This is a genomic window from Streptomyces nidicola (assembly GCF_050106155.1).
GTDB lineage: Bacteria > Actinomycetota > Actinomycetes > Streptomycetales > Streptomycetaceae > Streptomyces.
This window is the reverse complement of record NZ_JBNBPI010000001.1, coordinates 6,254,550-6,266,409: the sequence shown is the minus strand read 5'-3', so window position 1 is coordinate 6,266,409 and position 11,860 is coordinate 6,254,550. Positions and strand designations below refer to the sequence as shown.

11 protein-coding genes are annotated in these 11,860 nt (G+C 67.2%); 3 read left to right on the top strand and 8 right to left on the bottom strand.

The features are described from left to right. Positions 1-102 precede the first annotated feature (102 nt). The 5 genes from ACOKM3_RS28260 to ACOKM3_RS28240 all read right to left on the bottom strand — a co-directional run bounded on the left by ACOKM3_RS28260 (position 103) and on the right by ACOKM3_RS28240 (position 3,779). Positions 103-1,248, bottom strand: coding sequence for a DUF475 domain-containing protein (locus ACOKM3_RS28260; protein ID WP_426903832.1), 1,146 nt, complete (start codon positions 1,246-1,248; stop codon positions 103-105). Between the two features lie 81 nt (positions 1,249-1,329). Beyond that, positions 1,330-1,905, bottom strand: coding sequence for a TerD family protein (locus ACOKM3_RS28255; protein ID WP_403855435.1), 576 nt, complete (start codon positions 1,903-1,905; stop codon positions 1,330-1,332). Between the two features lie 104 nt (positions 1,906-2,009). Further along, positions 2,010-2,585: a TerD family protein gene (locus ACOKM3_RS28250; RefSeq protein ID WP_399233230.1), complete on the bottom strand. Its 576-nt coding sequence runs from the start codon at positions 2,583-2,585 to the stop codon at positions 2,010-2,012. Positions 2,586-2,717: 132 nt separating this feature from the next. Further along, complete coding sequence (locus ACOKM3_RS28245; RefSeq protein WP_426903831.1) at positions 2,718-3,176, bottom strand: peroxiredoxin; 459 nt, start codon at positions 3,174-3,176, stop codon at positions 2,718-2,720. A 171-nt stretch (positions 3,177-3,347) separates the two neighbouring features. Continuing rightward, positions 3,348-3,779, bottom strand: coding sequence for a DUF3052 domain-containing protein (locus tag ACOKM3_RS28240; protein ID WP_266720038.1), 432 nt, complete (start codon positions 3,777-3,779; stop codon positions 3,348-3,350). 443 nt (positions 3,780-4,222) lie between these two features. Between ACOKM3_RS28240 and aceE the strand changes: the two genes are divergently transcribed. Then, positions 4,223-6,970: a pyruvate dehydrogenase (acetyl-transferring), homodimeric type gene (aceE, locus tag ACOKM3_RS28235; protein WP_426903830.1), complete on the top strand. Its 2,748-nt coding sequence runs from the start codon at positions 4,223-4,225 to the stop codon at positions 6,968-6,970. A gap of 127 nt (positions 6,971-7,097) precedes the next feature. On the opposite strand, the gene ACOKM3_RS28230 is transcribed toward aceE, so the two are convergent. From ACOKM3_RS28230 to ACOKM3_RS28220, 3 genes are all read right to left on the bottom strand, one after another. After that, complete coding sequence (locus ACOKM3_RS28230) at positions 7,098-7,409, bottom strand: small hydrophobic protein (RefSeq protein WP_426903829.1); 312 nt, start codon at positions 7,407-7,409, stop codon at positions 7,098-7,100. Positions 7,410-7,511: 102 nt separating this feature from the next. Next, on the bottom strand, positions 7,512-7,886 hold the full coding sequence (locus ACOKM3_RS28225; protein WP_426903828.1) for a peptidase inhibitor family I36 protein: 375 nt from the start codon (positions 7,884-7,886) through the stop codon (positions 7,512-7,514). 217 nt (positions 7,887-8,103) lie between these two features. After that, positions 8,104-9,714, bottom strand: coding sequence for an MFS transporter (locus tag ACOKM3_RS28220; RefSeq protein WP_426903827.1), 1,611 nt, complete (start codon positions 9,712-9,714; stop codon positions 8,104-8,106). 110 nt (positions 9,715-9,824) lie between these two features. On the opposite strand from ACOKM3_RS28220, the gene ACOKM3_RS28215 reads away from it, so the two are divergent. Continuing rightward, positions 9,825-10,466, top strand: coding sequence for a TetR/AcrR family transcriptional regulator (locus ACOKM3_RS28215; protein ID WP_426903826.1), 642 nt, complete (start codon positions 9,825-9,827; stop codon positions 10,464-10,466). A 116-nt stretch (positions 10,467-10,582) separates the two neighbouring features. Then, positions 10,583-11,794 (top strand): alpha/beta hydrolase, encoded by a 1,212-nt coding sequence (locus ACOKM3_RS28210; RefSeq protein WP_426903825.1) that lies wholly within the window; start codon positions 10,583-10,585, stop codon positions 11,792-11,794. Positions 11,795-11,860: the final 66 nt, after the last annotated feature.

Below are 11,860 nucleotides of genomic sequence, written 5' to 3'. Positions count from 1 at the left end.
GTGCCGCCGTCCATGCCGACGGGGCGGCCGCTGAGGACTTGTCCTCGTACAACCGCCCCGCTCACAGCGTTCCAGGAATGCCCCCGGGGGCAAACCCGCGAGTCAGACTCCGGATGACACCTCGGCCTTGTCCGAACTCCCGGCCTCCCCGCCTTCGGCCGCGATCCGCTTGTTGCGCCGCACCGAGGACAGGAACGACCAGGCGATCAGCACGACACCGATCATGCCCGTGATGAGCTCGCTGATCTGGTACTGGATGGTGACCAGAAGGATCACGGCGAGCGCGCCGATCGCGTAGTGCGCGCCGTGCTCCAGATACACGTAGTCGTCCAGGGTGCCCTGGCGGACCAGGTAGACCGTGAGCGAACGGACGTACATGGCACCGATACCGAGGCCGAGGGCCATCATCACGATGTCGTTGGTGATGGCGAAGGCGCCGACCACGCCGTCGAAGGAGAAGGACGCGTCCAGGACCTCGAGGTAGAGGAACATGAAGAACGCGGCCTTGCCGGCCATCACGACCGCCGACTGCGGCTTGCCCTCGCGCTTGGCCTGCTCCTCGGCCTCGTGCTCACGCTCCTCCTCTTCCTCGAGACGGTGCTCGAAGAAGCCCGACAGACCGTTCACGACGAGGTACGTGATGAGGCCCGCGACACCCGCGAGCAGCACGGTGGCCTGCTTGTCCGCGTGGGCGCCGCCGTGCTGGTGCGCGTTGACCGCGACGGTCATGGAGGCGATGAGCAGCACGATCAGGGCGATGCAGACCGACAGCATGTCGACCTTGCCGAGCTTGGCGAGCGGGCGCTCCAGCCAGCCGAGCCACTTGATGTCGCGCTCCTCGAAGATGAAGTCGAGGAAGATCATGAACAGGAACATGCCACCGAAGGCGGCGATGGACGGGTGCGCGTCCGTGACCAACTGCTGGTAGCGGTCGGGCTGGTTGAACGCGAGGTCGACCGCCTCGACCGGGCCCAGCTTGGCGCTGATGGCGACGATCACGACAGGGAAGACCAGCCGCATACCGAAGACGGCGATGAGCACGCCGATCGTGAGGAAGATCTTCTGCCAGAAGGCGCTCATCTTCTTCAGGATTCCGGCGTTGACCACCGCGTTGTCGAAGGACAGCGAGATCTCCAGGATCGCGAGGATCAGGACGACCCCGAAGGCCTCCCATCCGTCGTAGAAGACCGCGGCGATCAAGCCGAGCACGGTGATCGCGAACGACCAGCCGAAGGTTTTCAGAACCACTGGCTACCCCATCATGTGTACGGGTTTCCCCGTGCTGGTTGTACGGGGCTCCCCCGCTCCGCGCACGGCTTTGAGAACGCTTTAGGAAACGTTGACCCCGAAGTCTAGAGCGATGCCCCGGAGCCCGGACGCGTACCCCTGGCCGACTGCCCGGAACTTCCACTCTCCTCCGTATCGGTACACCTCGCCAAAGATCATGGCAGTTTCGGTGGATGCGTCCTCAGAGAGGTCATAACGGGCGAGCTCCTGGCCGTCCGCCTGGTTCACGACGCGGATGAACGCGTTGCTGACCTGGCCGAAGGTCTGGCTGCGGTTGTCCGCGTCATGGATGGAGACCGGGAAAATGATCTTGTCGCAGCCGGCCGGGACCTTCGAGAGGTCGACCAGGACCGACTCGTCGTCGCCCTCGCCCTCACCGGTGAGGTTGTCTCCCGTGTGCTCGACCGAACCGTCGGGGCTCTTGAGCTGGTTGTAGAAGATGAACCACTCGTCACCCATGACGCGGCCACCGCTGCAGAGCAGGGCGCTCGCGTCGAGATCGAAGTCGGCTCCGGTGGTGGAGCGCGCGTCCCATCCGAGCCCGACCAGGATCTGTGTGAGGTTCGGTGCGGCCTTGGAGAGGGAGACATTGCCTCCCTTGGCGAGTGTGACGCCCATGATCGTGGTCCTCCCCGAGGTGTGGTGGTGCTGTGGTCGAGCGCGTCCGGCGCCGCACTGGAGGTGCGGCGCCGGACGGGATGAACGTGCTGCGGTGCTTCGGCTCAGACGTTGACGCCGAAGTCCTGCGCGATGCCGCGCAGACCCGACGCGTAGCCCTGGCCGACAGCGCGGAACTTCCACTCCGCCCCGTTGCGGTACAGCTCACCGAAGACCATCGCGGTCTCGGTGGAGGCGTCCTCGGAGAGGTCGTAACGGGCGATCTCGGTGCCGCCCGCCTGGTTCACGACGCGGATGAACGCGTTGCGCACCTGGCCGAAGGACTGCTGGCGGTTCTCGGCGTCGTAGATCGACACCGGGAACACGATCTTGTCGACATCGGCCGGAACCGAGGCGAGGTCGACCTTGACCTGCTCGTCGTCGCCCTCGCCCTCACCGGTGGTGTTGTCACCGGTGTGCTCGACCGATCCGTCCGCGCTCTTCAGGTTGTTGAAGAACACGAAGTCCTGGTCGTTGCGAACCTTGCCCTCGGCGTTCGTCAGGATGGCGCTGGCATCGAGGTCGAAGTCCGTACCGGTGGTGGTACGGACGTCCCACCCGAGGCCCACGACCACGGCCGTGAGGCCAGGGGCCTCCTTGCTCAGCGATACGTTGCCGCCCTTGCTGAGGCTGACTCCCACGAATCCTCCCTATGGTCTCTAGGGGCGGGGAGCCCCCGTAGTGCTCTGGTATCGGATCAACGTCTGGATCCTAGTGAGGGGTTCCCGCCCCGGCGAGGGATCCTGCACGGTGTCGTCCGTCGGTGGCTCGCTCTAGAGAGAGTCGATGGCCTTGACGTACTCGTTCAGGTCACGCGCGTCCGGCAGGCCGTTGACGACGGTCCAGCGGACGACGCCCTCCTTGTCGATGATGAACGTGCCGCGCACCGCGCAGCCCTTCTCCTCGTCGAAGACGCCGTACGCGCGCGAGGCCTCGCCGTGCGGCCAGAAGTCGCTCAGGAGCGGGTACTCCAGGCCCTCCTGCTCGGCGAAGACGCGCAGCGAGAACGGGGAGTCGTTCGATACGGCGAGCAGCTGCACGTCGTCGTTGACGAACTTCGGCAACTCGTCACGCAGCGCGCACAGTTCTCCGGTGCACACCCCGGTGAAGGCGAACGGGTAGAAGAGCAGCACCACGTTCTTCTCGCCCCGGTAGTCCGAGAGCTTCACGGTCTCACCGTGCTGGTTCTTGAGCTCGATCTCCGGAGCCTTGGTGCCGGCCTCGATCGCCATGGTGAAGCTTCCCTTCCGTGGGGCTGTTCGGGTGGCTTCAGCCTAGTTGGCCGCGTTCGGGCGCCGCCGCGCAGGTGGGTGCGGGGGCGTCCGGCCATGCGTGAGGGCCCCCGCGGGCGCTGTGGCGCACCTGCGGGGGCCCTCACGAGGTTTCTCGTTCCGCCGCGACTGCTATCGCTTCTTGGCGGCTGCCTTCGGTGTGGCCAGACGGCTTGCGGTCCAGTCCTTACCCGCGCTGACGCTCTTGCTCGCGGTCAGGCCCGCCGTGGTGGCGGCCTCGCCGATCTCACTGGCCTCGACGTAACCGTCGCGGCCGGTCTTCGGCGTCAGAAGCAGGATGGACCCGCCCTCCTCCATGTAAGCGATGGCGTCCACCAGCGCATCAGTAAGGTCCCCGTCGTCATCACGGAACCAGAGCACCACGGCGTCAGCCACGTCGTCGTAGTCCTCGTCGACGAGCTCGGAGCCGATGGCCGCCTCGATGGTCTCTCGGAGCTCCTGATCGACGTCGTCGTCGTAGCCGATCTCCTGGACCACCTGGTCGGTCTGGAAACCAAGCCTTACGGCAAGGTTCGTTTCCGCGTGGTCCGCGGTCGCGCTCACGGATTGCCTCCTGATCGTGTTTACGAAGTTGTCTACAGCCTCGCGTACGCGCGAAGCATTGGCCGTAGTCCACACGTGCGCGACGGATCGCGCAAGTACCCGGCCGTCAAGACCGCCGAAACGGTGACTTTCCAGGCCGTGTCACCGCAACTCCTGTCAAGGATCCCCGCTGGCCAGTGATGTATGCCACAGCGATCTGTCAGCTTTGCCCGTCACTGCCCGAGCACCGAGGGCGACGGGGGCCGATCACGCCTTCACTGAACACCTGAGCGAAATCGGCGTATCGTGACGGTTTGAGCGCGACGGCTGGTGGGACGCGGACCGGACCTCGAATTACCTCTCGGTAGAGATGACGATTCCGAATTCGAGGTACACGATGGACAACGGCGTACCCGGCGTACCCGACAGTGGAACAGTGGCATCACCGACAGTGAAGGAACAGCGTGGTTTCCGGATCCGATCGCAACCCGATCATCATTGGCGGTCTTCCCAGCCAGGTCCCGGACTTCGATCCCGAGGAGACCCAGGAGTGGCTCGACTCTCTTGACGCCGCAATCGACGAGCGCGGCCGCGAGCGGGCCCGGTACCTGATGCTCCGGCTGATCGAGCGGGCCCGCGAGAAGCGCGTGGCCGTGCCCGAGATGCGCAGCACGGACTACATCAACACGATCGCCACCAAGGACGAGCCGTTCTTCCCCGGCAACGAGGACATCGAGCGCAAGGTCCTGAACGCGACGCGGTGGAACGCGGCGGTGATGGTGTCCCGCGCGCAGCGGCCCGGCATCGGCGTGGGCGGTCACATCGCCACCTTCGCCTCCTCCGCGTCCCTGTACGACGTGGGCTTCAACCACTTCTTCCGCGGCAAGGACGAGGGCGACGGCGGTGACCAGGTCTTCTTCCAGGGCCACGCCTCTCCGGGCATCTACGCCCGTGCCTATCTGCTCGACCGGCTCAGCGAGGAGCAGCTCGACGGCTTCCGCCAGGAGAAGTCGAAGTCGCCCAACGGTCTTTCCTCGTACCCGCACCCGCGCCTCATGCCGGACTTCTGGGAGTTCCCCACCGTCTCCATGGGCCTCGGCCCGCTCGGCGCGATCTTCCAGGCCCGGATGAACCGCTACATGGAGGCCCGCGGCATCGCCGACACCTCCAAGTCGCAGGTGTGGGCCTTCCTCGGCGACGGCGAGATGGACGAGCCCGAGTCGCTGGGCCAGCTCTCCATCGCCGCCCGTGAGGGCCTCGACAACCTCACCTTCGTCGTCAACTGCAACCTGCAGCGCCTCGACGGGCCGGTGCGCGGCAACGGCAAGATCATCCAGGAGCTCGAGTCCCAGTTCCGCGGCGCCGGCTGGAACGTCATCAAGCTGGTCTGGGACCGCAGTTGGGACCCGCTGCTCGCGCGGGACCGGGACGGTGTCCTGGTCAACAGGCTCAACACGACGCCCGACGGCCAGTTCCAGACGTACGCCACGGAGACCGGCGACTACATCCGCGAACACTTCTTCGGCGACGACCACCGCCTGCGCGCGATGGTCGAGAACATGACCGACAAGGAGATCCAGCACCTGGGCCGCGGCGGTCACGACCACAAGAAGATCTTCGCCGCGTTCACGGCCGCCAGGGAGCACAAGGGGCAGCCGACGGTCATCCTGGCGCAGACGGTCAAGGGCTGGACCCTCGGCCCGAACTTCGAGGGCCGCAACGCCACGCACCAGATGAAGAAGCTGACGGTCGACGACCTCAAGGGCTTCCGCGACCGGCTGCACATCCCGATCACCGACGCGCAGCTGGAGGGCGGCGCCCCGCCGTACTACCACCCCGGCCGGGACTCCGAGGAGATCCAGTACATGCACGACCGCCGCAGGGCGCTGGACGGGTACGTCCCGACCCGCGTCGTGCGCGCGAAGCCCCTTCAGCTCCCGGACGACAAGGCGTACGCGGGCGTCAAGAAGGGCTCCGGGCAGCAGTCGATCGCCACCACGATGGCCTTCGTCCGGCTGCTCAAGGACCTGATGCGGGACAAGGAGATCGGCAAGCGCTTCGTGCTGATCGCCCCCGACGAGTACCGCACCTTCGGCATGGACTCCTTCTTCCCGAGCGCGAAGATCTACAACCCGCTCGGCCAGCAGTACGAGTCCGTCGACCGTGAACTCCTGCTCGCCTACAAGGAGTCGGCCACCGGCCAGATGCTGCACGACGGCATCTCGGAAGCGGGCTGCACGGCCTCGCTGATCGCCGCCGGATCCGCCTACGCGACCCACGGCGAGCCGCTGATCCCGGTCTATGTCTTCTACTCGATGTTCGGTTTCCAGCGCACCGGCGACCAGTTCTGGCAGATGGGCGACCAGCTGGCGCGCGGCTTCGTGCTCGGTGCGACCGCCGGCCGCACGACGCTGACCGGCGAGGGTCTCCAGCACGCGGACGGGCACTCGCAGCTGCTCGCTTCGACCAACCCCGCATGCGTCGCCTACGACCCGGCGTACGCCTACGAGATCGCGCACATCGTCAAGGACGGCCTGCGCCGGATGTACGGCCCGACCGCCGACGGCAAGCCGGGCGAGGACGTCTTCTACTACCTCACCGTCTACAACGAGCCGATCCAGCACCCCGCCGAACCGGCCGATGTCGACGTCGAGGGCATCCTCAAGGGCATCCACCGCATCAGCACCGGGACTTCGGGCTCGATCCCCGCCCAGATCCTGGCGTCGGGCGTCGGTGTCCCGTGGGCGATCGAGGCGCAGCAGATCCTCGCCCAGGACTGGAACGTACGGGCCGACGTCTGGTCCGCGACGTCGTGGAACGAACTGCGCCGCGAGGCGGTGGAAGTGGAGCGCCACAACCTGCTGCACCCGGAAGAGGAGCAGCGCACGCCCTACGTGACGCAGAAGCTGTCCGGCGCGCAGGGGCCGTTCATCGCGGTCTCCGACTGGATGCGCTCGGTCCCGGACCAGATCGCGCGCTGGGTGCCGGGCACGTACCAGTCGCTGGGTGCGGACGGTTTCGGTTTCGCGGACACCCGGGGCGCCGCGCGTCGCTTCTTCCACATCGACGCCCAATCGGTGGTGGTCGGGGTGCTCACGGAGCTGGCGCGCGAGGGCAAGGTCGACCGCTCGGTCCTGAAGCAGGCGATCGACCGCTACCAGCTGCTGGACGTCTCGGCCGCCGATCCCGGCGCGGCCGGAGGCGACGCCTGAGCGGTGCCTGCCTGAGCGGTGACTGACTGAGCAGTGCCCGACTGAGCGGTGCTTCGGCAAAGGGCGGCGAGAGCTTCGGCCTCGCCGCCCTCCGGCATCTACCGGGTCGTGCTCGGACGGGTCGTGCTCAGAACGCTCCTCCCGCGAGCGGTCCGGCCGCCGAGGCCAGCCAGACGATCGCGAGGAGAGTGTCGATCGCGCCGAGCACGACCGCGACGAGTGCCGGTACCGACTCCGTGCCGGTCCAGCGTCGGCCCATGGCCAGCCAGCCGCAGACGACGGCGACCGGTCCGAGCACGATCCGCAGGGTGAAGAAGCCGGCGATCGCGCAGATGAGGCCGATGATTCCGAGCGACGCGCGGTCCGGCCCGGTCCGTGACCATGCGCGGCCACGTGAGCGGGGGTGCTTGCGCGTGGTGTGTCCGAAGCCCGCCATCATCACTCCCTGAGTTCTTCCGGTTGTTCCGGACTCGGGCGATGCTTCGGGTACCCCACTTACCGCGGTCTATCGCGCGCGTACTCCACTGTCCCTGCCGGGCCCTTATTGCTCCCAGACCTTGAACGCCCGGACCCGGTAAGGGGATTCGGGCTCCCATGTCCCGCTGCCGGGGTACGTCTGGAACTCGCCGGTCTCCGCGCACACCGCGGATTGATAGGTGGTGACGGGACGGCCGGTCCGATTGGCGAGGGACGCCGCGCTGCTCCCCTCCGGCAGCGCGATGCAGCTCTCGATGTCGATATCGGCCAGTTCATAGGCGTGCCGTGACCCCTTGAACCCGCTCTTGCCCCACAGACACAGCTCCCCCGCCGAGCAGTCGCCCAAGGTCGGTGGCGCCGCCGCGGTGGCGAGGCCCGGAGTGAGCGCCACCGCGGCGAGCGCGGTAGCGGCGGCAGCCGTGGTCATGAATGTACGCATGTGCTTCAACCCCCGTGTCGTGTCGACCAGTTGCGTTCGCGACTGATCGTCTGCCAGACACTCTGGCCCGGAAGCTCTGGTTCCGGGAAGGGCTGCCGAGGGACGTCACCCTGATAAGCGAAAGCCCCCGGATCGTTCCCGGGGGCTTCCCTCGTACGAGCGGTTTCGCGCGGCTCAAGAGGGGTTTCGCGCGATCCGTCCGATGGCCGTCCGGCCGTCAGATGTGCGCCGCGCCCGCGCCCGCCTCCGCGTTCTCCCCGCGCTTGGTGAGCAGCGCGACGAGGATGGCGACGACGGCGACACCGGCGGCGACCAGGCAGGCCATGCTCATGCCCGAGATGAAGGTGTCCTGCGCGACGCCCGTGATCTTCTCGGCGAGCGCCGGCGGGGTGCCCGGGGGCACCGGCGCGACACCGACCTGGACCGCCTCCGACGCCTGGCCCAACTGGGCGTGCGTGAGCGGCGGGAGCCCGGCGCCCGTCCAGTTCCCGGCGAGATCGCTGTCGACCTTGGACGCCATGACGGCACCGAGCACGGCGGTGCCGAGGCTTCCGCCGATCTGCATCGCGGCCTGCTGAAGTCCGCCGGCCACGCCGGAGAGCTCCAACGGGGCGTTGCCCACGATGACTTCGGTCGCACCGACCATCACGGGCGCGAGGCCGAGACCCAGCAGGGCGAACCAGAGGGACATGACCCCGCTGCCCGTTCCCGGTTCCAGCGTGGACATCCCGTACATGGCGACGGCGGTGAGCGTCATGCCGCCGGCGAGCGGGACACGAGGACCGAACTTCGTGATCATCGCCCCCGCCAGCGGAGAGCCGACGATCATCATGCCGGTCAGCGGCAGCAGGTGCATTCCGCTCTCGACCGGGCTCATGCCGTGCACGTTCTGGAGGTAGAACGTCACGAAGAACAGTCCGCCCATGAACGCGATGGCCATCAGCACCATCAGCACCACACCGGCCGACAACGGCACGGACCGGAACAGGGCCAGCGGGATGAGCGGTTCGGCGACGCGGGTCTCCCAGAGCGCGAACACCACGAAGCACAGCACCGAACCGGCTATGAACGACCAGGTCATGCCGTCGCCCCAGCCCCAGGTCGGCGCCTTGATGAGCGCCCAGACCAGGCAGAACATCGCGCCGGACAGCAGCACGATGCCGAGGATGTCGAAGGACCGCGGCGCGTTCTCGGCGCGGTGGTCCAGGAGGATGAAAAGCCCCAGGGCGAGGGCGAGAACGCCGATGGGGACGTTGATGAAGAAGACCGACTGCCAGCTGACGTGCTCGACGAGCAGCCCGCCGACGATCGGCCCGCCGGCGGTCGAGGCGCCGATGACCATGCCCCAGATACCGATCGCCATGTTCAGCTTCTCGGCGGGGAACGTGGCGCGCAGCAGGCCGAGCGCGGCAGGCATGAGCAGCGCCCCGAACAGGCCCTGGAGCACGCGGAAGGTGATGACGAAGGCGATGCTGTCGGAGAGGCCGATGGCCCCCGACGCGGCGGCGAAGCCGACGACACCGATGAGGAACGTCTGCCGGTGACCGAATCGGTCACCGAGCTTGCCCGCGGTGATCAGCGCGACCGCGAGGGCGAGGAAGTAGCCGTTGGTGATCCACTGAACGTCGGCGAAGGTCGCGCCGAGGTCCTTCTTAATAGTCGGGTTGGCGATGGCGACGATGGTGCCGTCGAGGGCGACCATCATGACGCCGATCGCGACGGAGAAGAGTGTCAACCAGGGGTGACCGCGCAGCCCCTTGGCCGGTGCCGGGACGTGCTCGGGCTCCGGAACCCGATCCGCCTTGTCGACAGTGGTCTGACTAGTCATGTGTTCGAGGCTAATGACAGCCACTGACACTTGGCGAACCATTTCACAAGTCAGCGACTGTCACGTCGCTCACACTAGGGTGAGCTGCACAAACGGCGAGAAAGAGAACGATGACGGATCGAATCAACCTGCGTGAACTCAAGAAGCAACGCACACGAAACGCCTTGCTGCGCACCGCACTTGAGCTCTTCACGACCCAGGGGTTCGACCGGACGACGGTCGACGAGATCGCCGACGCCTGCGGGGTGTCCCAGCGCACCTTCTTCCGGTATTTCGCGAACAAGGAAGAGGTCGCCCTCGCGGTGCAGCAGACGGTGGAGGCCCGCTTCGTCGCCGCGCTGCGGGAACGCCCCTTGGGGGAAAGCCCGTTCGAGGCACTGCGGCGGACCGTACTCGGCACATGGGACGCGATGAGCCGCGTCGTGGAGGAGCTCATCCCCCTCGAACTCCACATGCGCACCTACCAGATGATCGAGTCGACCCCCTCCCTGCTCGCCGTTCACTTGCGCCGCTCCATCGAACTGGAAGAGGAACTCGCGCGCGTGGTCGCCGAACGCGAAGGCCTCGACGTGAACAGCGATCCACGGCCGCGCGTGGCCGTCGCCGCGTTCGGTGGCGTCATGCGGATGACCGGACGCCTGTGGGGCGCGGGAGAGGACGCGAGCCTCGAGTCGATCCGCGCACTCACCGAGTCGTACCTGGACCATTTGAGGCCTTCACTGGCCGGACAATGGCGCCGCGACCAGGGATGACACAGCGTGAGGCAACAACGCACCCGCGTCCGGTTTTACCCAAATACACCACGGGAAACGTGATCCGCCTCACCTCATTCACGGTGCCGCATGCGCTTCTCCTAGGGTGTCCCGCAGTGACTTCCTTCGATACCTCCCCCCAACTCAACGTCTGGCGCGCACTGCTTGCGCTGGTCGTCGTGTTCGTCATGCTGGCCACCACCGGCTGGACCGCGGTGCGTCATCAGCGAGGCGTCACATCTCCGCTCCAGACCGCGCTCACCTCTTGGGAGCACGGCCGGATAAACGGACATGCCCTGCCCGCGCACGACGGCTCCCCCCACCGCCTCGCGCATTTCTTCGGCTCGCTGAGCGCCCACCAGCGCGGCGAGCTCGCCGCCCGGTATCCGCTCGCGGTCGGCAATATGAACGGTGCACCTGTAGAGCTGCGTTATCGCGCCAACCGCATCGCGCTCGACCAGGCCCGCCAGGTCGAGCACAAGCGCATGTACGACAACCGGTTGTCGTCCGTCGGTCACGCCGACGCGAAGAAGCGCATGAACCGGTTCGCGTCCCTGGCGAAGCCCGATCGCAAGATCCTCTCCTTCGACCCCTTGGGCGCCGGCCGGGTCGCCGAGGTCTTCGGTGACCTCGACAAGGCCCAGCGGGTGTCCGTCGTGGTGCCGGGAGTCGACACGAACGTGCTCACCTTCGAGCGCACGTCCCGCCAGTACTCGGCGCCCGTGGGCATGGCGCGCTCCCTGTACGGCGCCGAGCGCAGCGCCAGTCCGCACACCCGCACCGCGGTCGTCGCGTGGGCCGACTACACCGCGCCGGCCGGCCTGGGCGTGGACGCCGCCACGGCGATGCGTGCCGAGGACGGAGCGGTGCGGCTCAACGCGATGCTGCGCGGTCTGCCGGGCCGGTCCTCCGTCGCCCTGTACTGCCACAGCTACGGCTCGGTGGTGTGCGGTGTCGCGGCGCACCACATGCCGGGGCGGGTCAGCGACATCGCGGTGGCGGGCAGTCCCGGTATGCGCGCCCAGACCGCGGCAGGTCTGGACACGCACGCGCGCGTGTGGGCCATGCGCGACAAGGACGACTGGATCCAGGACATTCCCTACATGGAGGTGGGCGGTCTCGGCCACGGAGCGGACCCCGTCTCCTCCGCGTTCGGCGCGCGCGTCCTCGCGGCCGGCGACTCCAAGGGCCACACCGGCTACTTCGTGCCGGGCACCGAGAGCCTCGCCAACTTCGCCGACATCGGCATCGGCGGGTACAGGACAGTGCACTGTGCCGGCGGAGGTCAGGGCTGTCTGGACGGTTTTTCCGGGAACGTCTCCGCCTGACGCGCGTAGAAAGTGCTGAAACAGCGGTCTGCCACGACAGGCGACGGAGACGCGCGCTCCGCCTAC